The 26054-nt window shown below is 48.3% G+C and carries 16 protein-coding genes and 1 pseudogene; 6 read left to right on the forward strand and 11 right to left on the reverse strand.

Features of this window, described 5'->3' with window-relative positions:
• From METPAY_RS15475 to METPAY_RS08380, 5 genes and pseudogenes are all read right to left on the reverse strand, one after another.
• Positions 1-264: pseudogene (locus METPAY_RS15475) on the reverse strand (beta-CASP ribonuclease aCPSF1); the annotation flags it as partial.
• 39 nt (positions 265-303) lie between these two features.
• Positions 304-924 carry an archaeal proteasome endopeptidase complex subunit beta gene (psmB, locus tag METPAY_RS08365; RefSeq protein WP_048151344.1) on the reverse strand — a complete coding sequence of 207 codons (621 nt, stop codon included), beginning with the start codon at positions 922-924 and terminating at the stop codon, positions 304-306.
• Between the two features lie 170 nt (positions 925-1094).
• Positions 1095-2879: a hypothetical protein gene (locus METPAY_RS08370; protein WP_048151299.1), complete on the reverse strand. Its 1785-nt coding sequence runs from the start codon at positions 2877-2879 to the stop codon at positions 1095-1097.
• Between the two features lie 320 nt (positions 2880-3199).
• Positions 3200-5794 carry a PEGA domain-containing protein gene (locus METPAY_RS08375; RefSeq protein ID WP_048151300.1) on the reverse strand — a complete coding sequence of 865 codons (2595 nt, stop codon included), beginning with the start codon at positions 5792-5794 and terminating at the stop codon, positions 3200-3202.
• Positions 5795-5978: 184 nt separating this feature from the next.
• Positions 5979-7283, reverse strand: coding sequence for a CoB--CoM heterodisulfide reductase iron-sulfur subunit A family protein (locus METPAY_RS08380; protein ID WP_052418741.1), 1305 nt, complete (start codon positions 7281-7283; stop codon positions 5979-5981).
• Positions 7284-7386: 103 nt separating this feature from the next.
• Here METPAY_RS08380 and METPAY_RS08385 point away from each other — a divergent pair, with 103 nt between their 5' ends.
• Entirely contained in the window at positions 7387-8412 is a 1026-nt protein-coding gene (locus METPAY_RS08385; RefSeq protein ID WP_048151301.1) for a threonine aldolase family protein, read from the forward strand.
• Here METPAY_RS08385 and METPAY_RS08390 read toward each other — a convergent pair.
• Genes METPAY_RS08390 through METPAY_RS08405 form a run of 4 tightly spaced genes read right to left on the reverse strand, consistent with a single transcriptional unit; the run spans position 8400 to position 12761 of the window.
• A complete protein-coding gene (locus tag METPAY_RS08390; RefSeq protein ID WP_048151304.1) occupies positions 8400-9914 on the reverse strand; it encodes a hypothetical protein in 1515 nt (504 codons plus the stop codon). The genes METPAY_RS08385 and METPAY_RS08390 overlap by 13 nt on opposite strands.
• Positions 9911-10864: a vWA domain-containing protein gene (locus METPAY_RS08395; protein WP_052418742.1), complete on the reverse strand. Its 954-nt coding sequence runs from the start codon at positions 10862-10864 to the stop codon at positions 9911-9913. The genes METPAY_RS08390 and METPAY_RS08395 overlap by 4 nt, the downstream gene beginning before the upstream one ends.
• On the reverse strand, positions 10861-11787 hold the full coding sequence (locus METPAY_RS08400) for a DUF58 domain-containing protein (protein ID WP_052418743.1): 927 nt from the start codon (positions 11785-11787) through the stop codon (positions 10861-10863). Before METPAY_RS08400 ends, METPAY_RS08395 begins: the two co-directional genes overlap by 4 nt.
• Positions 11784-12761 carry an AAA family ATPase gene (locus METPAY_RS08405; RefSeq protein ID WP_048151305.1) on the reverse strand — a complete coding sequence of 326 codons (978 nt, stop codon included), beginning with the start codon at positions 12759-12761 and terminating at the stop codon, positions 11784-11786. Before METPAY_RS08405 ends, METPAY_RS08400 begins: the two co-directional genes overlap by 4 nt.
• Before the next feature lie 224 nt (positions 12762-12985).
• Here METPAY_RS08405 and METPAY_RS08410 point away from each other — a divergent pair, with 224 nt between their 5' ends.
• Genes METPAY_RS08410 through METPAY_RS08430 form a run of 5 tightly spaced genes read left to right on the forward strand, consistent with a single transcriptional unit; the run spans position 12986 to position 17370 of the window.
• Positions 12986-13726 (forward strand): ABC transporter substrate-binding protein, encoded by a 741-nt coding sequence (locus tag METPAY_RS08410; RefSeq protein WP_211251526.1) that lies wholly within the window; start codon positions 12986-12988, stop codon positions 13724-13726.
• A gap of 1 nt (position 13727) precedes the next feature.
• Positions 13728-14537 (forward strand): hypothetical protein, encoded by an 810-nt coding sequence (locus METPAY_RS08415; RefSeq protein ID WP_048151307.1) that lies wholly within the window; start codon positions 13728-13730, stop codon positions 14535-14537.
• 3 nt (positions 14538-14540) lie between these two features.
• On the forward strand, positions 14541-15086 hold the full coding sequence (locus METPAY_RS08420) for an ECF transporter S component (protein WP_048151309.1): 546 nt from the start codon (positions 14541-14543) through the stop codon (positions 15084-15086).
• Positions 15076-16551 (forward strand): ABC transporter ATP-binding protein, encoded by a 1476-nt coding sequence (locus tag METPAY_RS08425; RefSeq protein WP_048151311.1) that lies wholly within the window; start codon positions 15076-15078, stop codon positions 16549-16551. The genes METPAY_RS08420 and METPAY_RS08425 overlap by 11 nt, the downstream gene beginning before the upstream one ends.
• Complete coding sequence (locus METPAY_RS08430) at positions 16552-17370, forward strand: energy-coupling factor transporter transmembrane component T family protein (RefSeq protein WP_048151312.1); 819 nt, start codon at positions 16552-16554, stop codon at positions 17368-17370.
• Positions 17371-18057: 687 nt separating this feature from the next.
• Here the strand turns inward: METPAY_RS08430 and METPAY_RS08435 are convergent.
• Positions 18058-18276 (reverse strand): hypothetical protein, encoded by a 219-nt coding sequence (locus METPAY_RS08435; protein WP_048151314.1) that lies wholly within the window; start codon positions 18274-18276, stop codon positions 18058-18060.
• Between the two features lie 745 nt (positions 18277-19021).
• Positions 19022-25789, reverse strand: coding sequence for a PKD domain-containing protein (locus tag METPAY_RS15480; RefSeq protein WP_048151316.1), 6768 nt, complete (start codon positions 25787-25789; stop codon positions 19022-19024).
• Positions 25790-26054 lie beyond the last annotated feature (265 nt).

Here is a 26054-nt window from a genome sequence, read left to right on the forward strand (position 1 = left end):
CCCCGCACCGTCCGGAACCACGGACTTTATTTCTTTTGCAGCGATCTCCGGGTCTTCGAGGACATTAGGTCTGACAACTATTCTTTTCCTCAAATCCCGTGCAAGAATCTTGATAAGATCCGCTTCATCGGCGAACTTCTTGGGATCGTCGGTATATATAACCAGTTCCGGGCCTTCAAATTCAACATTGGATACATTGATCCCCGCAGGGACTTTGTCGTTGATCTTGTCCTTAAGCTCTTTAAGCCTCTCTTCTATCAGCATGTTAATATCGTTCCTAAAAAAGAAAAAAATATATAATTTCTATTTTTGTATTCCTTTTTCCATAAATTCTTCATATTTGTCTTTCGTTATAACAACAACACTAATGTCCTCGCCTGATGCCGAGTCACGTCTCATAGCAGAACGCAATGCGCGGATTGCAAGGTCGACACAGTCCTTTTCGGGCATATTTTTCTCGAACCTGTCTTCAAGGACACCGTATGCAAAAGGAGAACCGGAACCGGTAGCGACGATATCATCCTCAGGGGATGCTCCGCCAAGTGCATCCACGGAATATATCGAAGGTCCGCCGGAGTCCACTCCGCCTACGAGGAGCTGTACGTAGTAGGGCATCATCCTGTTGTTGTTCAAAATATTGCTGAGCACGGATGCTGCCGCTCCTACTGACATCTCTCTGCCTCTTCGTATATTGTAGAGGCTGCATTCCACCTGGACCCATCTTGCCAGCTGCTGGGCGTCTCCTACACCTCCTGCAGTCGTCATCCCGATCCGGTCTGCGATCTGGTAGACCTTCTTGGCTTTCTTGCTGGCGATCATATTTCCCATAGTCGCCCTTCTTTCTGTTGCCAGAATAACTCCGCCATCAAAAACAAGTCCGACTGTTGTTGTCCCTTTAAGTATATTTTCAGAGGTACTCTGCATGTGCATCATAAACACACTCCTAAAATTAAGATTAAAAGGTTTTAAAAACGCTTCAGATATAAAAAGGACTTTATTGTTATTAAAGTTTTGCCCTTTTTACAGAAATTTCAGCGAATTCTGTAACAAAATCCGTTTTGACCCCTTAAAATATGATAAATAATTCCTTTATCTCAGTACTCCGGTTTTTCAAGGCTCCACGTCTGAACGCCATAATCTCCAAGGTCCACCGAAAGGTACGCATCTTCATCATCAAATGTCTGACCGGGAATGTTTTCTATTTCAAAGACGAGAACCGATTTGTAGATCTCTCTTCTTTCAACCTTCTTCGACTGATAAGGCTCTCCGGAGTTCTCCAGGTAATCGCTTACATCAAGCGGTGCATAATCCGTTCCACTGTACTGAAGCTTAAACGAAGATCCCGGAGGCGTGACGATTTGTTCAGGTCCGCCTCCGCGATAGCCCAAATGGGTGAAATCCACAGTGACAACCAGGAATATAGTATTATACTGCGAAGAGATGGTCTCCTGCTCTCCTGTGAGGATATTTTTAGTCAATAAACTGCTTCTCAGGTTCCAGTTATCTACCTGGAAAGAGATGTCATTTGATCCGGATGAATCCCTGTAATGGAATGTGTCAAACATGGAATATGTATTAGCCAGGGTATTTTTTTCCGAAGGTCTGTCCAGTGCGTCTATATCGACCGAAGCACCACCTGTTTCATCTAGAAGACTGTTGAGAATCGACAGCCCTGCAACTGAGTCTTCAGAAGCACCTGACAGGGAGTCAGAATCATGATAAACCGAGAAGTGCCAGTACTCGGACGAGGCATCTGATATCAATTCAAGAGCGTTAAGATATTGCGACTTCATCCCGTAGAAATTACCGGATACAGGGATTTCATTTATGTTTTTCTTTAGTTTGTAAAGATAGTCACCGAGATCATTTGCAGTGCTTATTACCTGATCCCTTTCGCCATTATTACAATGCTCCCCGATTTCATCCACCATGGATACGATTTTGTCATATGAAGCGGAAATGGAGTTCGTCAGAAGCGGATCATAGGATATAACATTTTCACCGGATGAATCTGGATCTTCATCCTGATAATCGTCCGGTATCAGGTAATCTTCAGGATCCATCCAAATCCTGTTCGTATTATCTTCATAATACGCAATATCATAATCTTCATTGAATTTCACCTCAGACCAGCCGTCAATGCCAATATATGATTCGGGACCGGTCCAATATTCCCTGTTCTCTTCTGCATCAGCCGCATCAAGAGCCAGATGAATAATCTCATCCCCGGAATCCATATCGACAAATTTGAGATAAATTGTTCCGAATTCATCCCCGTAACCGGCTTCATAGATTTCACGGATTATATCGGTCGAATACTTCTCATAGACCTTGATCGTCTTCCCGTCGGGTTCACTGATGCTATAGACGTATAAGGTAATTTTCAATCCGTTAGGCCTTGAAAGGGAGGAAGGAGAAGAGAGGTCGTCATCTGTTACAAGCGGGTAGATGAAAATTTCAAAACCGTCCGTTGAGAAACCCTCCGGATATGAGCGTGATTCGGACAAAAGGATGTAAAGATCTCTCTGGAGAACACTTTTCCCCTCGAAAATCTCCTGGGATATCGAGCTGTTTATGTTTTCCTTAATATATTCGCCGATATCACCGTCAAGCCCCCTGTCTTCATATTTTACCAGATTAATACTCTCTATAGTTTCAAGAATACCATTATCTCCCGATCCTCCGTTTCCTGTTTTGCCGTCCGAACTCGTATTAAAGATGAGATCTGAAATTGCGGAAAATAAACCTGATATTTCCGAAAACGGGGGGGTATCAGATACATTTTCATCGGGTACATCGGCACCTGCAGGATAAGCAATTGAAAAAAGCAGGAAAATGAAAATGGTTGCTCTTATTATTTCTGGTATAATACGACTCATATGAGGTCTCCCAAAACGATTTTTAAACATTTCTTCCGGAACGGACCGGGGTATTTCGGATTTAACGGAATGCAGCGGACTGAAATTCACGAAAAAAAGGGTCCTTAAAAAGCGGGCCTCATCCGGTATTCACGCAATAATTTTGTTCCCGCAAGTAAATAAATTTTATTTTACAAACAGGATATGTTAACATTCAATTGAAACAAAGAAAAGGGAGGTTAAAGAGGCTTGCAGAGAGTCTCGCCATAAATTTTAACCTGATGCCGCCAGTCATATGTCCGGGCGCCATCATTAAATTTCAGCGATATCCTACAAAACGGTCAAATCGAATCGGGCACCTCAAGAGTGATATTGAGAATAGTGTCCCCGTATTTCTTCGAGGACTGGACTGTTATCTCCTTGTCTTTGAATATCGTTCTGTTAAACATGACTCCTACATCGTATGTTCCGATAGGAATATCCTCGAACGTGTATGGGGTTACCTGACCCGTATAATCTCCCCTGAGAAAGATCATGCACCCCTGGGGATCGCTTGTAATCATAAGATTCCCGGTAGAGATCTCCTCCAGGACAAAACTGTAAGAATCATCCACGGCATTACCTTCACATATAAACGATATTTCCTTTTCTACCGGCAAATATCCGTCTCTTATCACTTTGAGCCTGTGATAGCCGTCCCCGATATTGTCCAGGACACATGGTGTTCTGTACCCTGTTTTCATGCCGTCAATGTAAATATCAGCATCGTCAGGATCGCTTGCAACACCGAGAGATCCCACATTTTCACCCTTCTTCAGCACGAACGATTCACCGCCTGAAAGAAAAGGAAGCGTCATCGAGTAATAATTTTCACCGTCATTAAAGGTCAGGTAACTGCCGAATGATTCGGCCTTCACCTTTGAAGGGACATCGGAATATGGCAACTCTCCGTTAACGGCAAAGGTCGCTATATATTTAGATGAAACGGATATACTGACTATTTGATTGTCGACATCAACCAGATTGAAATGAACCGGAGTCGGTTCTCCTGCAGGTACATATACTTCTTTGGAATCAGAGAATGAATTCTGCTTTTTCACCTGGATCTTGTGATATCCTTTCTTAAGGCCGTAGATCAGGTGGGGGGTGGTGTAATCGGTATCGACACCGTCTATATATATTTCCATCTCTTTGGGGTATGAGGTTACATAGACACTCCCGATCTGGGTTTGCTGCAGGCTGACGTTCTCACCAGTTGCTTCTTCCGCGAATTCACCTGAATCATCCGTAATATTTACGCTTTCGGGCACTGCACCGGGAATGTTATTCGCAGGGATTTTTTCTTCGGAGCCGGAGAATCCTGAAGCGGCCGGAGACACGGAGGCTTCGGGACTTATTACACCGGTAATGAACGAGAAAAACTGTTCCATAATTCCCGTGTCTGTTCCTGAGGACACCGGCGTAGCGGGAGAGTCCGTCTCAGGCCCCGGTTCTATATTCGCTGTAGAATTATTGGAAACCGTTTCAAAATCATCCACGACTTCGGTTATGTTCCCGGCCGTTGACAGGTCATTTGGAGAAGTTTCAAAGAAAACCGTCGTTTCATTATCCCGGCCGACATATATTTCCTTAGAAAAGTTTCTGCCGTCCGCTGTTTTTATGGTTATAGTATGATTGCCCGTAAGAATGTCGGTAAACGTCCAGTTGGCATAACAGAGGGTTTCTTCATCGTCTATATAGACCCTGGCGCCCCGTACGTCTGAGAGGACCGTACATCGCCCGGACGCCTGTGTCAGATTGAAATTCCGGGTTGTAATATAACCCGCCTTTATGTGGACTTCGCTTTCTGCAGGATCGTAATCCTGCAAATCCACACGAACGGTGTAATCCCCTGCAGGAAGATCTGCAAACGAGGCATTGGTCACTTGTCCTGAATCGACATCGTCGATATATATATTCGCTCCGACAGGCCTGCTTGTTATATTCAGATTCCCTACCGAAGGAGACCATACTTCTGAGCTGGAATATGAAACCCCGCCGTCACTGCCATAATCTATTGCCTCCGAATTTGAAAATTCACCATCCGGGGACGCTGAGGAACCCAGCAATAAGATATATCCGCTTGAAGACGTGTCGGAGTTCTTATCTGTAGTCGTCCCTTCGATCTTGTTGGTCCATGCTATCCCGTTCTGGACGGCATTGGCATTGAGGGCATACCCGTATACATTGAACACGATGGTCTCCCCGTTATAGTTTTCAATCGAATATTCGATCTTTGCCATTCCGTTATCTGTTAGGCCGGTGATTTCGCTGTTTTTACCCAGGACACCCACACCGGTATCAACAAAGAAGATGTAGAACTCATCGGATCTGCCCTGGTCGTACATTATGGGATGGCTGGCCTCACCTGACGGTTTCCAACTCTGGGGGCCATATGTAACGGAATATAATCCGAAACTGCGATCGATGGAATTCCTGGCATATGTTATCTCCGAGGCGAGCGGGGGCTGATTTTCTACTCCGCTTGATGTCCAGCGATAACCGCTCGCTTTTATATTGATCTTCAGGTCCTCGCTGAGTTCTTCTCCCGAGTCAGGGGCTTTTATCGCCACCATGAGTATGACTTTATCAAAATATCCCCTCCCCCCGGTATCGGCAAGATAGAACGTTCCTGAATCGGAAGATACGGTCGACACCTGCCCATATGGTGAAGAAATACCTGTTGTAATATGCAGTGCATTCAGTCCTCCACCTGCTTCCCGGAACCCGACATAGTAACCGGCACCGTTTGCAGTTTCTATATTCACATGGTTATAGTCGCTGATTGTGCTGCCGGTGAAGTCCCAGGCATATACGGAGGGCGCAGCCAATGCGACTGCCGCCAATAAAAGCAGGATATATGCAAAATACCTGTAATTTTTCATAGAATTCATCATAATCCCCTCTCCCCCAGATAATACTGATCTGAATATTCAACCGGATTTACTGAACACCAGAACATAATTAATTAAAATATGTTACTCAACCAGATAAGATTTTATCTTTAAAAAAGTTCAAAACATTTAGTTAACCGGAGTTGAACAGATAAATTCGAAATCTTCATTTTTCTCATCTATCCGCCTAATCGGAATATGCATCTACAAACACTTTCATTGAGACGGCCTCCGCCTGGTTGACGCAGTCGTTTATGTCTTTCGGCGCTATGGCGGTGCCGGCAATGTATATGCCGGGTCTGGGGGTCCCGGTCGGGTCCAGGACCTGTTCGTTCGGGCAGAAGAAACCGTCGACAGAAGATCTATCCAGCCCCATTATCCGTGAAATTGATTCGACATCCTTTGACGGGGCCATCCCTGCAGCGAGAACCACAAGCTCCGGCTCAAGGACGACGATGGGAGTTTCAGGAAAGCCCTTCTTCACCTTCTCGGCAACGATTCTCATGCGATTGCCCTCTCCGTATTCTATCGAACCGGGGGTGCACCTTAAGACCTTGATCTCATAGGTCTGTTTTATCCTGTGATTATACTCCTGGTAATCTTTGCCGTAGGCACGCGTCTCGGCTTTGAGTATCGTAACATTGATCGAATCCCCATACTTCTCCTTGACTAGTCCTGCATTCTTTATAGTATACATGCAGCAGACAGCGGAGCAGAAATTCCGCCCGACTGCAATATTGCGCGAGCCGACACACTGGACGAATACAATGGATTTCGGGATTTTTCCGTTGGACAGCCGCCTTATCTCTCCACCGGTCGGGCCGTCGGGGCTGATCATTCTTTCAAATTCGAGGCTGGTGATGACGTCGGGCATGGCAAGATAACGATACCTGGGCTCGTTTCGCGGATCGTACATCCTGTAGCCTGTGGAAACGACAACGGAGCAGATCTCTTGTATAGAGAGATCCGTTATACCGTCTTCATCGTTCCTCAGAACAGCGTCGTTGGGACAGGCATCAAAGCAAAGGTTGCAGTTTATGCAATGATCCGAATCGCGGATCGCTGCGATTGGGACGGCCTCGTTATAAGGTTTGTATATTGCCTTGCGAACCCCGAGGCCGGCATCGAACTCGTTATACAGTTCCACAGGGCATACATCGGAGCAGGCACAGCAGCCGGTGCATTTATCCGCATCAACAAATCGCGGATGTTTCCTTAGATGAAGTGTAAAATTGCCGGGTTCGCCTTCGAGCCCTGTCACTTCTGTCATTGTATGGAGTGTTATTCCGGGAGCCCGGAGGACCTCGTTTATCTTTGAGGCGAGTATGCATGCCGACCAGTCTCCGGTGGGAAATATCCTCCCGAGCTGCGCAACATGCCCCCCGATATATGGCTCTTTTTCAATAAGGTGTACTTCAATACCATGTCTGCTCAGATCGAGAGCCGCCTGTATCCCGGTAATACCGGCCCCGATAACTGCAACCTTTCTCATAAGTACACCTTTAAAAATAATTTACTTTTATTGAAAATGAAGTAATATTATTATACACAGTGAAGTATTAATAATTCTCCAGTAAGGCGGCAAAAGAGTTACCATGAGACATCATTCATTTCGTTCGGAGGAATATGCAGGAGTCCAGCAGGAAGCAGGCAGCGCCATCGGAAAGATACAGAATGAAGACGAACTTTTTTTCAAGCTGAGAAAACATTTTGATTACAATGTCTGTCCTTTTTATGTCCCTGACAGGAATACTGCGCTTGCACTTGCACATTCATCCATGACGGGACCGGGCGATCTGTATCTATGCTCTTCCACTTCGTATGTCGCCAGCAGGGGCCATGCAGCCATAAAAAATATCGCAGGCATCGAACCCCTGGAAGTCCAATCCGAATTCGGGAAAATCACCCCCGCTGCAATCTCCGGGTCCCTTGAATCAGCCGGGGCCGAAGACAGAGAGAGATGCAGGGTAGTCTCCATCTCACAGCCGACCGAGTACGGTATGATATACTCCCCGAAAGAGATCTCGGAAATCTGCAGGTGTGCGCATGAAAACGGGATGCAGGTCATAATGGACGGCTCAAGGATTTTTTTTGCGGCGGCGAAGATCCTTAAGGCATTCCGCGAGCAGACAATGGATGCAGGAGTGGATGCGACAACATTCGGAGGAGAAAAGAACGGAGCTCCGGAAGGAGAGGCCGTATTGATCTTTAAAAAAGATGCCGCAGAGAAGTTCAGGGAAAACTGCAAAAAAAACAATACCGATACATCAGGCGCATCCGCTTTTTCTTCAGGAATCAACCGCCTGCTGACCGAACGTCTCTGGAGATACAATGCAATTCACGCAAATGAAATGGCAAAAAAACTCGCAGAAGGAATCTCGGGGATTCCGGGAATCAAACTTTTCTGCAAGGTCGAGACAAATAAAGTTCTGGCAGAGGTCTCGCCTGAAATATTCCAGAAGTTAAAGGATAACTACAGTCTCAAATCGTTCAGGTGCCCTGACCAGACTGTGAGGTTCGTAACAAACTACAAAACCTCGGAGTCCGAGATAGAAGAGCTTACAGGGATTCTACGGTCAACCGAACAAGCGGAACAGGACGACAATATTCATTCTTCCTGAATTTCTTCATTCACGGAGCGGACGGTTTTATCGACAAGACGCTTCGCAGTTTCGTATATTCTTACAAATTCGCTCATTTCAGGCTCCCTGTTCGCGTATACGACAGAATCGCAGACAGAGAAAACATCCGAATATGTTCCGGCATAGGGATCGCCGGCCTTTTCGAGCTGTGAGAGGGCCTCAGAATTGGTAAGACTTACATTTTCTCCCGAAGTGACAGAGACGTTCAGTCTTAAAGCCCAGCCCACCCTGCCTACGGCATCTTTCAGATCGCCGCACAGGTACCTGTCATAACCTTCGGCAAGTAGATCGGAGGGAGAAATCCCTGCTTCGACTCTGGTCAGAATATCGCCATCATCCGGCCCCGGTTTCGTCCTGCGAAGGTGTCTTAGGTATACCCTGTAAAAGACGAACGCACACACAACCGTAAGGATGATAACAATAACCGGGACGATGAAATGGATTCCGTAATCCGGTTCATGAACTTCCACGGAGATAATCGCTCCGTCCGAAACCATGACTGCAATGTCTTTTTCAAAGATTCCTTTCGTATATGTGATCCCGATCTGCGATGCATTGACGGTAATATTCGTCACCGATCTTGTTACCGAATATCCGTCATCCGAGAATTCGCTGTCAAAGGAGATGTAGGTCGCATTCTCTTCGACACCGTATAAAAGCGGCATTCTCCCCTCCGATGCTATACCGGTGAAGAGTATTTCATCGCCCGAGATCTCCCCGGACACTCTAATATCAGATTCGTTTTCGCCTGAATAGACCTGTTCGAACTCGTCGTTATATGCCCCCAGACCGGGGCTTATGGAAAGGACGCCGGAATTGTAACCTGATTCGTTGAGAAACTGATCGATTACCGGGTATATCGCGGAACTGTTTACAACACCTTTTAAGCGATTCTTTTCCACGATTATGTTATTGGTCTCGTTTTCAAGTATTTTTGAAAGCGATTCCATGTTCTCATCCGTCTTTTTGATAAGGACCTGTTTACCACCCGCCCTCTCACTCCCGCTCTGCTGCGGTGCGCCTTTGTCCATCCTGATCTGAACGCTTTCGAGAACTGAAGTGGCTGGGGCAGTATCCACACTGCTGTCCGGAATGACTCTGATCCCGGTAAGAGATACATGATATGCATCATCTGCATTGACGCTGTCCGCGTAATCGAATGCTATATCAACAAGATACTCGTGCCCGTCAGCCGGCTGAATCGCGAACGATGTCCTCTCAATATCTGCGAATATCACTCGTGCGTCCGTAGAACTCCGGGTGTTGTCCGCATCATTCAGGTCCCGCACGGTCCAGGTAAACGACCCGTAGATATCTTCGCCAAGAGTGTTCTCAACACCCAGTCCGATCGAGATCTCTTCGTCCGGGGAACTGTAGATCACCGGACTTTCTGCAGTAAAGATGATCTCTCCTGCTAGGACCGGCTGGAAAAAAAAGACGACGGCAACAAAAAATATTACATAACCCGGGAGTCTCTTCATGGAAGAACCCGCCACCTGCCGTAGCGAATAAGGTATTCTGCTATCACCAGCAACCCTGCGAGCAAAAAGAAGAGCCAGCCCACCGGAGTTTTCTCCTTTTCATGGACTATCGCATCGTCCAGCTGCGAATAGATATTGCCAAGTGTTTTTTCATCCACCGAACTGTAGAACCCGCCGCCTGTGGAATCCGCAATATATTCGAGCGTCTCCTCGTCAACGGTCGCATACCGGGGATTGTTCGCCCAGTCGTATCCTACAAGCACCTTCTCCGAGGAGCCCATCGCGACGGTGAATACCTGGACTCCGCTCTCCTTCGCAAATTCTGCAGCAGTCTGCGGGGATACATAGCCTGCGTTGGACTCACCGTCCGATAACAGTATAACAACGCTTTTCCTGTTCGGGATCGACTTCGACATATCGACCGCCAGTGCAAGGCCGTCTCCTATCGCCGTGGAATCGTCGCTTGCGGCGATCATCCCGAGTTTTTCGATCACTCTTTGCTTATCGGGACTGAGATAGGCGGCAGTCGAGGCCCCGGAATCGAACGTTATTATTCCCGCGTAGTCCTTCGGGTCGAGCTGGTTTATGAGTGTACCGATCGCCTCTTTCGCAGCGGTGATCCTGTCCGGCTGGTAATCGGCCGCCTTCATACTGCCCGAGGTGTCAAGCGCAAATACGATGTTTACACCCTCTTTGGTCTGTTCAAGAGGTAACTGTGGGCCTGCAAGACCAATGAAGATAAATGCAATCGCTATAAGCCCGAGGGAAAACGTGACCTTCAGGAGCCTTTCCCCCCTTTTTCCGGGATTCGCTGCCTTTATCACCGAGAGCTTCGAGAATTCAAGGGCCCTGAGATATTTTCTCTTTGAAAAGTACCGGCTGTACAGGATTATCAGGGGAACAAAGATGAGTCCTGCAAGCCAGATAGGGTCTTCGAATTCGACTATCACTGTTCGGCCACCATCCCGCACAGCCTGAAGTATATTTTGAGGGACGAAAGGTCGTCGTCATCCGTATAGATCTCCAGGGGACGTATCCCGTAATTTCCGAACGCCCCTTTGATCTCTTCATCCCTTGCGGCATTTGCCTCCGCGAACTTCTCCCGGAGATCGCCGTCAGAGGTGTTTACTATCATCTCCTCTCCCGTCTCCGGGTCGCGAAGGACGAGATAGCCAATGTCCGCCAGTTCATATTCGGATCTGTCCCTGATCCATACCGGCCTGATCTCGTGCCTTGCCGACAAGAGACCGATCTCCCTTTCGAATGGCGGAGAGTCGAAGTCCGACAGGATTACCACGAGAGACCTCTTTTTTATCGCCGGAAGGAGAGCAGAGAGTGCATTTCCCAGGTCCGTCCCCTGTGACTCCGGCCTGAAATTTATCAGCCGGCTGACAAGGTACGAGACATGCCTTCGTCCCCTGCCGGGGGGAACGAACAGCTCGACCTTATCTGTGAATATGCACATCCCCACTGGATCTCCACGCACCGACGCCGAGAAGATCAGTGAAATCGCGATCCCGAAGATCTTTTCGTCCTTCGAGATCTCCCGCCCGAATGTCCCGGAAGCGCTCCTGTCGATTAAAACATACACAGGGGTGTCGTGATCTTCGGTAAATACTCTGAGATATGTCTCGCAGAGTCTTGCGGTACTGTTCCAGTCTATCGCCCGGATGTCGTCCCCGAACGTATACTCCTTCAGCTCCAGGAATTCCGAACCGGTTCCCGAGAAAGCAGACCTGTGAGAGCCGGTTCCGATCTCCTCGGACAATTTTGCCACGACGATCTCGATCTCCGATGCCTTTTGCAGGGCCTCGCCTACTGTAAGAGGGGTTATCGCAGAAGGAGCGGACGGATCGATGATCTCAGGGTTCATGGGACATCGACAGACTGCAACAGTGTTGAGATTATCTCGTCAGGAATCGTGCCTGCGGCCTCCGCCTGGAACGACAGGACAATCCTGTGCCTCAGTACGGGCAGGGCGACGGATTTGATATCGTCAGGCGTGATGTATTCTCTCGAAAGGGTCAGGGCACGCGCCTTTGCACATTTGATCAGCCCGATGGACGCCCTGGGGGAGGCTCCGGCCTTTACGGCTGATGCGACATCCGGAGCATAATCTTTCGGGTTCCTCGTCGAATCGACTATCTTCGATACGTAGTCCATCACGGTCTCGTCCGCATATATGCCGTTCAGGCATTCCTGTATTTCCGTGATTCGTCCGCGTGCAATCACGTTCGAGACCTCCGGCACATTTCCGCCCGTGTATCTCGCCATTATCTCCTTTTCATCGCTTAAAGACGGATAATTCATCACAATCTTCTGCATGAACCTGTCGGTCTGGGCGTTGGGGAGCGGATAGGTGCCCTCCGACTCTATCGGGTTCTGTGTCGCGAGGACAAAGAACGGCTGCTCTATCGGCCAGGTCTCGCCGTGTATCGTCACCTGCCCCTCCTGCATGGCTTCGAGGAGTGCAGACTGCACCCTCGGGGGTGCCCTGTTGATCTCGTCGGCGAGGATGATATTATGAAACACCGGGCCTTTCAGTGTCTCGAACGAACTCTTGTAGAGATTGTAGATCTTGGTCCCCGTAATATCGGCGGGGAGAAGATCGGGCGTGAACTGTATTCTGGCAAAGGAACAGTCTATGCACTTTGCGATTGTATTTACGAGGAGCGTCTTTGCAATCCCGGGGACGCCTTCAAGGAGGACATGGCCTCCCGCGATCATAGTTACCAGTATGGAGTCTATGACTTCCTCCTGTCCGACTATGCATTTCCCGATCTCTGTTTTGATCTCCGATATGCTCTGCGCACAATTTTTAATATTTTCAGTATCAGTTCCGGTCAATGAACATCTCTCCCTCCTGTATTGTCAACTATTCCTCAATTAGATCAAATGAGCTGCCATTCTTCAATAATAAGTACAGGAATATATCAAAGTTAAATGTATTTATTTGATAAGATGCGATATAATAACAGTGTTTATCATCCGACAACGAGAGATCTTATCATACCGGATTCTAAACAAATCAACCATTTATAATTAACAAATCAATCCCGGGAACACCGGAGGTGACTGAAATTACAATATACATAGGAATAGACGATACCGACATCCCCGGTTCCCGCGGAACAGGGCGGCTTGCACACGACGTAGCGATTGCGGTCTCGGAGAAATACCGTGCGTATGCAATAACAAGGCACCAGCTCTTTGTAGACGACAGAATCCCGTACACCTCGCACAACAGCAATGCGGTCGTTCATGTCGACGCGTCGGGACCTGAGGTATGCAGCGAGATCTTTGAAATTTCAAAACAGGTGATGCTGGACCAGTTCCTGGAAGGAAGCGACCCGGGACTTGCGGTCGGCGATTCCGACCAGATCCGGCCTCCTCTGATTGTTATGGCCCAGGATGCGAAGACGACCGTCCTCGACCAGGAACTGCCAAGGGCACTTGCAAAGAACCTCGGAATCCGCCTTGAAGGGCTGGGCGGGACCGAGGACGGGGTGATCGGCGCAATGGCCGGACTCGGTCTTGCCGCGACAAAGGATGACGGCAGGTTCCTGCTCTTAGGCAGTCTCCGCACAATAATGAAAGAGACCGATGTGGAAACACTTCTTGCAAACGGCGTCGATTCCGTTTATCTCCCCGACGGAAGACAGGTCACATCCGGGATCATCAGATTAGGGGGAGGGGAGAACAAAAAGAAGAAGGACAACCGGTACCCCAAACCGAGTGCTGTTGCAGGGAAGACGGTTCTGTTTGTAAAAGAGATAGAGGATGGGATCTACCAGGCATATATGAGAAGATAGCATGGAAATCTCCGGACGTGTCGCAGCAGGATTTGCACTGGTCATTGTAGTAATAGGAGTACTGTTTGCAATCCAGTTCTCGGCGGAGGAGTGGCTGACGCTGAACCCGCCGGAGGATATGACGCCTGCTATAGATACGGAGCACTCGCAGGTTTTTGAAAAGGGCGATTTCAATTATATCTCGCAGAAGTACAGGCCCTACAAGGAACCGCTGTTAATTGCGACCGGCGACGATCTGAAGGATTCGACCTGGTACCTGCTCTTTGCAGATCTCAATGTAACCCCTCCGTTCGGCGGGAATCCGCTGCTGGGGAGAACCGGTTATGTGCAGGTGGAATACGAGTTCGGGAATCTTGCCGGGACTGCCGCTTTTCATGTCCTCGGGCCCTATACGGACGGCTCATGGAGGACGAACAGGATGGAGGGCTACGGATCGTCGGCATTATACGTGACCGGCAATTCTTCGCCGGGGAGCTCTATGAGTGCCGCACTCGATATGGAGGAGTACAATGACTTTTATCTTCTTCCGGCGGGTATGACGGCAGATGATTCTGAAATTTCGGCAGCGTATTCCTATTATGTATATTTTGATCCGACAAGAGGCGGCCTCGGGTCGCTGCATATCACACGGGACCCGTCCTCGATAAAGGGCGACATCTATTACACCGGCGAACAGTCGGGTGTTTTCAATGTAACTCATAACGGAGGCAGCTCCGCTGAGGAGGTCCTGCTCCTTGTCGCAGTGGATGAGATGCAGCCGGACGATTTCTCGCTGTCGATAGATGCGAAGTTTATACCAACAGAGGACTGAGCATTGCTTTTTAAGAGAGATTATTTTACGCTGAACGAGATCGCCCTGATGTCTCTTCTCGGGGGGCTGGTCTTCGTAATGCTTATGGCGCTCAGGATGCCTCTCCACATTCCGGGGCATACCGGAATATTCATGGTAATCCCGGTGATTATCGGGGTCGCGATAATCCAGAAACCGGGCAGCGGGACGTATATAGGGCTTGTAGCCGGAGTTCTTCTGTCTTTCTTCGGGGTCAGCGCACTGCATGTCTTCGATGTCTTCCAGTACACGGCACTGGGAATGGTGACCGACATTATCGGGTACTCCTTCCGCTACAGGATGGACCTGACTCCCGTTTCTGTTCTTGCAGGGATTGCAGGGAATCTTGCAAAGATGCTCGTTAACTTCGCTGTGAATCTTGCAATCGGGATTCCGCTTGTCGTGGTTATAATAGAGGCGGGGATCTCGTCGGTAAGCCATACGATCTTCGGTGCACTGGGAGGGCTGATCTCCGCGTATCTTGTTGCAAGGCTGATCAGGACAGGAGTGATTACGAGGAATGCCGACTGAGACAGGGCCTGCCGTCAGGATCAGGAACCTTTCCTACAGGTATCCGGGGTATAATACAGCGCCTTCGGTCGCACTCGACGATATAAATCTCGATATCCGTTACGGCGAAAAGGTGCTTGTGTCGGGTGCTTCCGGTTCGGGGAAATCCAGTCTTCTGAGGTGCATCAACGGTATCATACCTAACTCCGGCAGAAAAGGGAGTGAATTTTCAGGTGAGGTCTTTGTCTCGGGTATGGACACCCGGTCGCATTCGATTGCAGAGATCTCCGGGACGGTAGGAACGGTCTTCCAGAACCCGGACCAGCAGATAGTTACGAACTCGGTCGAATCGGAGATCGCGTTCGGGCTGGAGAATCTCCGTACTCCCCCGGAGGAGATCGGCAAAAGGATCGGGAATATCACCGGGCTCATGCATATCGAACACCTGCTTGACAGGGAGACCTCCGATCTTTCATGGGGAGAGAAGCAGAAGGTCGCAATTGCTTCGGTTCTCGTGATGGAGCCCAAAATTGTTGTTATGGATGAACCCTTCTCCGGTCTCGACCCACGGTCGGCGGCGAGCCTGGGAGAACTGCTGAACACCCTGAACAGAAGGTTCAATCTTACGATCGTCCTCGCAGAGCACAGGACGGAGCAGGTGTCCGGGATGGTCGACAGGGTTGTGAACCTGGAGAAGGGCAGGATAGCATACGACGGCCCGCCGGATGATGTAGGGAGTGTTCCCATTTCAAAAGGAACCGACTATCCGTTCGTTCGCCCGGCTCCTTCCGGCATGGAATGTACTCCGGCTATAGAACTTGCAGGTGTAAGTTATTCATACCCGGGATCGTCCTCCCCGGCGGTTGACAATATATCCGTGGGATTTTACCCCTCTATGATCACGGTTGTGCTCGGTTCGAACGGTTCGGGAAAGAGCACTCTTTCAAAACACCTGAACGGACTCCTGAGACCGGACTCGGGATGTATCTGCCTGTACGGGGAAGAGATAACAGGACAGGGAAAAGAGAGCGTTACAAAAAAAGTGGGGCTTGTATCCCAGCATGCGGACCACCAGCTTTTCGAGGAGAGCATCCCGGGAGAGTTTTCCTTCGGGCCGGCGAATATCGGAATTCCCGAAGAAGAGATCAACCGGCGTGTTCCGGAGGTTTTGTCTGCTCTCGATCTCGGCCATATCGACCTGAACACGCCCCCGCTCAGGCTCTCCGCCGGGGAGAAGCAGAGGATAGCGATAGGGAGCATCCTTGTGATGGAGACCCCGGCGATCGTCCTCGACGAGCCTACGCTTGGCCTCGACAACAGGCTCAAAGATGCACTGGCCGCCGAACTCAGGAGAAGGGCAATGAAGGGCGGCTGCATTATAGTAATGACCCACGACCTCGAATTCGCCTCGACTCTCCGCCCGGAGAGGGTTCTGGTGATGGAAAACGGGCGAATATCTCATGATTCGAATAAAGCAGGTGGCTGAATGGCCGGGCGTCGCAGTAAATTCAGGTGGGGGATCTCGTATATCCCCGGCGAATCATTCGTTCACTCACTTGATCCCAGGACGAAACTTTTCGCCCTGGTCATAGTCAGCATCGGTTCTCTTCTCTCCGGCAATCCTCTTATTATCGGGATCTTCCTGGCAACCGTTCTCTGTTTTGCCGCCGCGTCGGGGATCTTCAGGGAATGGATGCATTCGATGAGGATTCTCGTCCCGATACTGGTTATCACGATCCTCGCCGACTTGTTCTTTTCAAGCTCGAAATATTCCTACGGAACTATATTTTATTCGGGAGATTTCTGGATCCTGCATGCCGAATTATCATACGGGTCGGTGATATTCGCTATTTCGATGGTTCTGCGGATTATAACGATAGGCGGCTTTTCATTCCTGTTCATCATGACCACCCCTTACAACACGTTCATCAAGAGTCTCAGCCTCTCGGGAGTGCCGAAGACGTTCACCTTCTCCCTCGGGTATGCATTGAAATCGATTAATTCCCTGTCGCACGATGCGTCCGAGATCATCGCGGCACAGAGATCGAGGGGCCTTGTATTCAGCAGAGAGCTCTTATTCAGGGAGCCTGTGCGGATTCTTTCGATCTTCGTCCCGATGGTGGTGACCGTGATGAACAGGGCCGACCAGGTCTCTGACGCCATGCAGTGCAGGGGCTACGGCCTGAATAAAAAACCGACGATGTACATGCCTCCCGTGATGAAAAAAAAGGATTATATTTTATTGTCTGCTGTAGTCGTCGTTTTGGCGATCAGTATCTTGATCGGATCTTTTTTTGTTTTGTGATTGGAGTTCTATACTTTCCATAGGCAATCATTGTACAAATTCGTTACTTTCCTGTTATTATGCAAGAGATAACCTGAATTCACCTTGGATTTAGAAAGGGCATAAGCCCCTTCGGGGCAGCCCGGGCGCTAAGTTTCTTCGAAACTTGCGCATTGCGATAACCCGGCCTGGACACTACCCTCCGGGTAGTCTCGGCCGGGAAAAATAAAAATGAAGTTCTCTCGGAGCGGGAGGGATGCTTGTCCATCCCGACTGCGACCTATCGCAAAGAGGGGGAGGATTACAGGGAGGGGGAATCCTCCCCCTCTCTGTAGACTTGCTGGAGTTGTCCAATTTCATCAAATGATACAGTAAAACTTAAATAATCCCTTAAAACGTCAAAATCCGGTGATTTTAGCATCCACACAGAAGCCTCAGAATCCACGATCTTTCCTTTAGTCGATATATCCATCGTCTGAAAAAAGAGAACATTCTCGTGCCGTTATATCGATGCGATCCTGCGTTTAAATGCCTTAAATCGGCCGCATTATGGCTTGTTTTTGAACAGATTCTAAACACGGCAAAAAAGACAGAAATAAGCCCAAATTGAGGGTTTTCAGGCACCACACGCACCTTGGAAATGGGATTAGTCACCCTAAGATCAAACCTATGGCTTTTCCAAAAAACCGACTAAAAGAGTAAAAAAAATTATTTTTTGTCGTTCTTCCTGCATCGCCGGTTCACAACCGCGATTGTGCAGAGAAGTCCGAATGCGATAAAGACGATCATGTTGCCGAAGAGAGGCGTCGCCTTTGCGGTTGCTGCAGTTGTAGCAGTTGCTACATTCTTTTCCGCTTCTGCAAGAGTCGGCTGTTCGGTCACTTCAGACTTAAGAGATGAGGACTTCACCTGATCGAGATCGGGCACAGCGACTATCGCAAGGTGGCCAAGTGATGCGGAATCTGCATAGTAATAGCAGACTCCGTTCTTCTCAGAATCGAAGACTGTCGAGAGCTTCGTCCATTCGTTATCACTGCAAAGGTGGAAATTTTAATAAAAGGGGCAATTACCCGTTCCGGGTCTGCCGGCTTTCGAAGGAATTATTGGAGGTTGTATGAGTTTTGAGGTTGAGGACAGGGGGAGTCCTCTTTTGGTGGGGGATTTTAGAGTATTATTAAGTTTTTTCTTTCTTTCCGGTCGTCTCCTTTATTGGTTCTTTTCTTTATTGGTGGTGTCATGGGACGGAAGTCTGGGTGCTCCCTCAACACTCTGATCGATAGATTGTCTGTAGCGGCATATAAATGAAGAAAATAACGGGAATTATTTCATTTAACCCGCGGGTTACATGATTGAATAGAATCTGTTCCGGAATGACTTTTCCTGAGAGGCATCCGGACTTATAGTATACTATAACAAAAATTGCAAAAAACTTACAGTATACTATAAGTTTATTATGACGGCGTCAGTATCCGGGTAGTTCCGATAACTGCATTCCTGCTCGATCTTTCAAAACATTTTTAGTTCCGGAGGATCTGCTTTTCCTATCCTGGAACTCTCCATCACATCGTGACAGGCGGGCATCTCCTCCTGCTCCTGAATTTTCTTTGCCATTTCTAATTTCCCGGAGAGTTGGCCGGGAGACGGTTCAAAAAAAGAGTTATGGAAAAAATGATTATTCGTTCTTCCTGCACCTGCGGTTCACAACCGCGATTGTACAGAGAAGTCCGAATGCGACAAAGACGATCATGTTGCCGAAGAGAGGCGTCGCCTTTGCGGTTGTTGAAGGTGTTGCAGCCGATGTGTTCCCTTCCGTTCCCACAGAGGTCGGCTGTTCGGTCACCGGCTCTGTAGTTGTTGAGCTAACCTGATCGAGATCGGGCACAGCGACTATCGCAAGGTGGCCAAGTGATGCGGAATCTGCATAGTAATAGCAGACTCCGTTCTTCTCCAAGTCGAAGACTGTCGAGAGCTTCGTCCATTCGTCCTTATCCTCATCGTAGTAATACAGCGAGAGGAGATCCGGCGAGGAAAGCCTGCTGTCCACCCAGTCCGAGAGGACACTGAACCTTATCGTGGATTTGCTCACGTTTTCGGCGGGTGTGTCATATAAGAACGCGGCTATATACTCGTACACGTCGCCTTCCGGAGCTTCGGCACCCTCTGGCATAATACCGGCTTCAACCGTGACGAACAACTTCGGGATATTGGTCTTTGCATAGACATCCATCTCGTAGATGCTCGTTTCATCGAAATGAAGTGTCGCCATATCTCCGGCCTTCAGGTTCTCCGCACTGTCGATTCCGATCGCAGATGTACCTCCGCCCGATGCCGGGACATATGCCGGGGAGGCAGGCGGCTTCTCTGTCGTCGCAGCAAGTCCGAACATCGACAGACCGTTCGGAGAGTATCCTTCAAAGGTCATTATTCCGCTGCTCGTTCCGATGTGTGTCGTATCGAGAACCTCTTTCTTTCCGTCCTCGGCTATACGGATGATCTTTATAGATTCTACTCCGCCGTTGGCTTCTACCCACGACTCGGGTACTGACATCGTGATCCTTGCCTCTTTGATCTCCTGTCCGTTCGTAAGATTGCTCTTTACGATATTCATCGTGTATGCAACATTATCGACGTTCAGGCCGCTAGAACTTGCGGCTATCTGGAAGGCGGTTCCGTTTCCTGAGTTGCCCTTTTCGATGGTTACTTCAAGACCGGAATCTTCCGGCAGATCGTTTAATTCAAGGTTCACAGAGCCGCTGACGTTTCCGAGCTCGTCAAGGACTGCCTCGACAGGATCGGTTTCAAGCTCGATTCCGGCCACATCAGAAACGAGGCTGTCGCCGTCTGTCTTCGGCGTCCTGTCGGATTTAATCGTTATCGTGTAACTGCCTGAATCGATTACTATGTTGGTTCCGTTAACCTGGACTTCGGACTGGTTAACCGTATACTGTTTGCTACCGCTGCTGCTGTTAGTGAGCGTACCGTTGTTCTTTATCGATACATCCTTTGTAAGCTTCTGAACACCCTTGACGGTGATGTAATTCTTCCTCGCCGAACTGGAGTCGCCCTTTTCGTTTTTGGTAGTCAGGGTGACAGAGTAGTTGCCCACGTTTTCGAAAGTATATGCCGGGCTCTGCTCTTTGCTGTCTATCTTTCCGTCACTGTCGAAGTCCCACGCCCATTCGGTCGGGTAGTTCGAGGACGCATCTGTGAACTGTACCTTCAGGGGGTATTCTCCGTTAGTATTGCTTTTGGCGGCGACGAAGTGGGAGACCGGTGCGGATGTTTCGGTAACGAGTGTAACATTGTCGAGGTAGGCATAAATGCTTTCACCACCGCTATAATACCTGAATTTTACAGTGTGTACTCCGGAATACTCTGATACATCAGCAGTATAATATGTCCATTCTTCAGGGTTAGAATCCGGGAAGGTCTGAACAGCTGTGTCATCTATGTAGAATTCGAATTGGTCTAACAAAACGACCCGTGGGGTTATATAACCCCAGAACGATATCTCCGAGACTCCGGTCAGGTCGACAGACTGTTCGACGTAACCATTCTTTTTACATATGTACGCGGAGAAACTGCCATCCTGAACAACATCAGTAGAGATTACGGCTCTATCTGCATCTAATTCCCATCCGCTCAGGTCGCCGGTCTCAAAACCGGAGTTGGCCATCCTGTCAGCGGAAGAGTTTCCGGTAACTACGATATATTCCTCTTCCGTATGGGTTGTGTTTCCTCCGTCGTTACCCACACTCAGGCTGACCGTGTAAAGGCCCGGGGCATACCAGTGAGTCGGGTTCTGTTCGGTTGAGGTCGTGCCGTCACCGAAGTCCCAATACCAGTTTACAGGAGAATTTGTCGAAGTATCCGTGAAGTTTACCTCAAGAGGTGATACGCCGGATGTCACATTCGCAGTGAAAGACGGTTCCGGAAGGGTCCCTGATATCTGTTTGATCTTTATGCTCTTCGTATCGCTGCCGAGGTAATTTACGACCGTCAGGTTTACAGTATAGACTCCCGGCTTGGTATAGGTATGCTCGGAGTTCTGTTCGGTCGAGTTCGTACCGTCCCCGAAGTCCCAGTACCATGAGTACGGCGCCCCGGAGGAGGTGTCGTTGAACTGCACAGTTTCGAGAACTGTTCCTCTCAGGGTGCTTGCGTCAAACCCGGCGACAGGCGGTTCGGTAACTCCGACGACCTCGTATTCACTGCCACTGGATGACATGATGATCCCGGTCCCGTGGCTCGATGCACTGTACCAGCCATACGCATTGAAGACTGCAAATGTCGTCAGGTTACTGAATTCATATTCAACTTTAATGTAACCATCGGGTATAGTCTGCGTGACACCGAGATCCAGGTCGATGAACATCAACTCGAATGTATTCGACGTGTCGTTCATATCCTGCCCGACGAATACCGGATAATCGCTGATACGATGCGGTCTCCAAGTCTGCGGACCGTAGATGAAGTCATCCCTTGTAAAGGTCTGGTTCACTGCTCCTTCGACATACTTGAGCGGTCCGATCGTATTGTTATTTTTGATACCGGGGATTGGCGCTTCGAAATCGTAGCCGCTTGAGCGGATGTGTACGCTGAAGTCATCAGGGATCGTTCCGTTTACCGCAAGGAGCAGTACCCCGTCATGCATGTTTGGCTGACCGCCGGTATGCGTTATCCAGAATTCGCCTGAAGCGTTGCTTGACTTCGTAAGCTGACCATATGAATCGGAAGGATCGTTTGTTATGTGAAGTGCGTTAACTCCTCCCGAAGACTTGCCACTGAGCATGAAGTACGTGTTGTTTACGAATGTATACGTAGCTTCAAGAGTAATTCCATCCTCAACATTGTATTTTACACCCTCGTCATTTGCGACATACAGGTTAAGGCATTGATCCACCGGGAGCGGTTTTGCATTCGTATAACTAGACTCGATGTAATCAGTCTTTGTAATCTTATCGCTGCCTGCATCATTAGATGCTTTCAGAGTAATGGTATAATTACCAATTTTAGTGTAGGTATGCACAGGATTCTGTTCGGTGGAGCTAGTACCGTCACCGAAGTCCCACTCCCATGAAGTCGGCTCAAATTCCGATTCATCGGTGAACTGAACTGTGGGATACCTGCCGTACGTCCTGTCGGCGGTGAAGTTCACTACCGGGGTGAGCATATCCCTTACCACGATCGGGCTGGTGGTCACATTGCTGCCGGCATCATTCATTACTTTCAGGGACACGGAATAATTCCCTTCAGATTCAAACGTATAAACAGGATTCTGCTCGGTCGAAGTGTTCCCTTCACCGAAGTCCCAGTACCAGCTTGTGATATTATAGCCCGTCGAGTTGTCGGTAAAGGCCACTGAAAGCGGGGGCATACCGGTCGTCTTGTTCGCCTCGAACACGGCGACCGGCTGATCCTGTTTTCCGACTGTTATATCCTTCGTGATGTTGCTGTAACCACCGTAGTTTGTCACGGTCAGGGTGACGTTGTAGATTCCATAGACATCATAGGTATGAGTCGTGTTCTGGTCGGTCGAGTTCGTACCGTCGCCGAAGTCCCACTCCCACGAGAGGAACGGAGAATTCTCGGAGAGATCGGTGAAGTTCACATTAAGCGGAGCCTGGCCCATTGTAACGGAAGAACTGAAATTGACTAAGGGAATCGGCTGAGCGCTTATACTGATGGTATCACTAAAGGTATCACTGCCTGCCGGATTTTTTACAGTCAGTTTTACGTTATAAGTTCCTGCCGAGAGATACGTGTGAGTCGGGTTCTGCAATGTCGAGGTATTGTCGTCACCGAGGTCACCGAAGTCCCACAGCCATTCTGTCGGGCTATTCGACGAGTTATCGGTGAAGTTGACGGTCAACGGAACCTCGCCGGATGTTACATTGGCAGTGAAGTTAGCCTTCGGTGGATTGAAGGCATTAATGTATCCCTCTCTTTTTATGCTGAATGTCTCGTCACTGTCATGGTCTTTTATCGTAAGGTTTACGGTATATGTTCCATCGGACGAGTAAGTATGCAATGGATTCTGTTCACCCGAAGTCTCGCCGTCGCCGAAATCCCACTTCCATGATTCTACATTCCTGCCGGAAGTGCCGTTGAACTGCACGGACAGCGGACTTGATCCGGAAGTCTTGTCTGAAGTAAAATCAATGACTCTTTCGATTGCATATAAATATCCTGTGGTATAGGAAGCGACATAAAGTGTTCCGTCTGAACCAATTGTAGGACTACTATACAAGTTTGAATTTATTTGGTAAGTCCAGATATTACTTCCATCATCAGGATTTATAGCATGGACATGTCCTATTGAGGAGGAAGAATAGCTACATAAATATATTATACCATCGGCACCGAGAACCGGTGTAGAATATACAGAATCAATATCGGTTTTTTCCCATTTGATCTCTCCATTATCCGGGTCAAGTGCCAACATTTTCTTGGAGTTATATGAAGCCAGATAGATAGTACCGTCCGATCCTATGACAGGAGAACTATATTTTATACGCATCCCAATATTTTTCTCCCATTTCAGAGTACCATTGGGGTTAAGTGCATAAATCAGCTGATTATCCCATATGCCATACGGAGCGAAATAAATAATACCGTCCGATCCTACTGAAGGACTTGACACCAGAGTCGCTCCCAAAGCAGTATACGTCCAATTAACTGAACCATCATCAGGATTCAGTGCATAAAACGTCTGTTCTGTAGAATCAGAACTACTATCACTATTCGCTCCAATATAGATGTTTCCGTCGATGCCGATTGAAGGAGTGCCATAGATCATACCATTTGTTTCAACGGACCATTTTAAAGTCCCATCAGGATTCAGTGCATAGACATTTCTATCTTTGCTCCCGAAATAGATCGTCCCGTCAGAACCAATAACAGCAGATCCGAAAACATCCCCCACCGTGGAATAGCTCCATTTTTCAGTCATATCGGATGAATTAACCGCATAGAATTTGTCGTCATAGCTTCCGAAGTATATGGTCCCGTCAGAGCTGATGGCGGGTGTACCAGTTATTTCTCCACCTGTTTGAAAATTTTCAGATTTCAGGGTTCCATCAGAGTTTATCGCATGAAGTGAATAATCACCATCTCCCCCTACATATATAGTTCCGTCATTACCTATAACAGGAGATGAATATTTGAGCTTAGTTCCAAGAGAGAGACTCCATTTCTCTACTACAACATCCTCTACAAGAGCCTGAGGTCCGTTATATGGAGACTGACCTGTGTGTCTTGAGTCATGACCCCACTCAGGAAACGCCGAATCGGCAAGAAGAGAACCAGGTGATGCAGTGACCGTAATATAACCGGAAACTACAGTAGAGTTGCTGATTCCGCCTGAATTCGTTGCGGTCAGGTTTACCGAGTATGTTCCGGCACCGCTGTAGGTATGGGTTGCATTTTGTTCTGTTGAAAAAGAACCGTCACCAAACTCCCATAACCATGATGTCGGTGAGCCGGACGAAGTATCGTTGAACTGAACCGATAAAGGAGCATCACCGCTTGTCACATTTGACGTAAAAGATGCCACAGGAGGTTCAATAGATACCGAAGTCTGATTTAGAATCTTCAGTTCGCCGTCTGTACCGATGTTGGTCCAGGATATACCTGGTTCCGGATTGTCCTTACTGTCGGAGCCGGAATAGATCCACCCGTATGCATCGACGACCATCATTGATTCACCGAGATTCTCTACCTGGTAATCTACTTTCAGTTTCCCGGCGTTGTTAAGACCCGAATTTGCGATACTGGTATAGTCCCCAATCTTGGTACCGAGAATTCCCAGACCAGTATCGACGAACATGACACTAAAATTATCATCATTGTTGCCCGTATCCTGTCCGTTGTAGATCGCGGTCGTCTCCGGCGGTCTCGTTACCTGCGGACCGTACGTGAAATCGTCTTTTTCGAAAGATTCACTGACTCCGGTCTCATACGAGATATCGGAAGTTGTAAGATTATGAAGATCTCCGTAAAGGCTGGTACTGTTGTACCCGACATTATAACCGGTCGCTTCGAAATGAGCGCTGAGGTTATCCTGGATCGTACCGTTTACGGCAACCATCAGGATGACCTTCTGGACTCCTCCTTCATCACCATAGAAATCCAGGTAGAAACTCCCGCTTGTCGAACTTTTGGAAATGTTCACCCCGGTCTCGTCAGTCTCAGTGGAGTTGTCGGTCTCAAAAGTTAAACCATTTTGACTTAACTCTTTGAAACACATCGCATAGGTGCCGTCACTATATATATCGGCACTCGCACCTCCATTGTTTGCCACATTTAGGCAGAACGAGCTTAACGAATCCGTTCCGATAGTATCAGGAAGAATAGTATCCGCCGAGGCGGGAATAATCATAAACAGTACAATAAATATCGCTGAAATGAACAGCTTTAGCTGAGCGTCGGCTTTTTTCAATTATATCACCAGTCAGATCAATACCCCCATGTAAACTACAAATGATTTACATGATATTTTAGTTTACCACTACTTATTAATCAAGTAATAGTATATAGTAACATCTAATTTAAACAGAAAAAGTAAACTTAATTTGTTTAATTGAGATGCGGATATGACCTTTGGATGTCGCTTTAAGTAAAGGTCAACTGCCGGGAGAGGATAACAAATTTAATGTTTTTTAACCTGTCAAAAAAGAAAATCAGTTTTCACTTAAAAGGATTGA

It is taken from the genome of Methanolacinia paynteri (assembly GCF_000784355.1).
Taxonomy (GTDB): Archaea; Halobacteriota; Methanomicrobia; order Methanomicrobiales; family Methanomicrobiaceae; genus Methanolacinia; species Methanolacinia paynteri.

Coding starts and splice junctions, on each gene's coding strand:
- psmB (WP_048151344.1), bottom strand. CDS start 924: ATGCAGAGTACCTCTGAAAATATACTTAAAGGGACAACAACAGTCGGA.
- METPAY_RS08370 (WP_048151299.1), bottom strand. CDS start 2,879: ATGAGTCGTATTATACCAGAAATAATAAGAGCAACCATTTTCATTTTC.
- METPAY_RS08375 (WP_048151300.1), bottom strand. CDS start 5,794: ATGATGAATTCTATGAAAAATTACAGGTATTTTGCATATATCCTGCTT.
- METPAY_RS08380 (WP_052418741.1), bottom strand. CDS start 7,283: ATGAGAAAGGTTGCAGTTATCGGGGCCGGTATTACCGGGATACAGGCG.
- METPAY_RS08385 (WP_048151301.1), top strand. CDS start 7,387: ATGAGACATCATTCATTTCGTTCGGAGGAATATGCAGGAGTCCAGCAG.
- METPAY_RS08390 (WP_048151304.1), bottom strand. CDS start 9,914: ATGAAGAGACTCCCGGGTTATGTAATATTTTTTGTTGCCGTCGTCTTT.
- METPAY_RS08400 (WP_052418743.1), bottom strand. CDS start 11,787: ATGAACCCTGAGATCATCGATCCGTCCGCTCCTTCTGCGATAACCCCT.
- METPAY_RS08415 (WP_048151307.1), top strand. CDS start 13,728: ATGGAAATCTCCGGACGTGTCGCAGCAGGATTTGCACTGGTCATTGTA.
- METPAY_RS08425 (WP_048151311.1), top strand. CDS start 15,076: ATGCCGACTGAGACAGGGCCTGCCGTCAGGATCAGGAACCTTTCCTAC.
- METPAY_RS08430 (WP_048151312.1), top strand. CDS start 16,552: ATGGCCGGGCGTCGCAGTAAATTCAGGTGGGGGATCTCGTATATCCCC.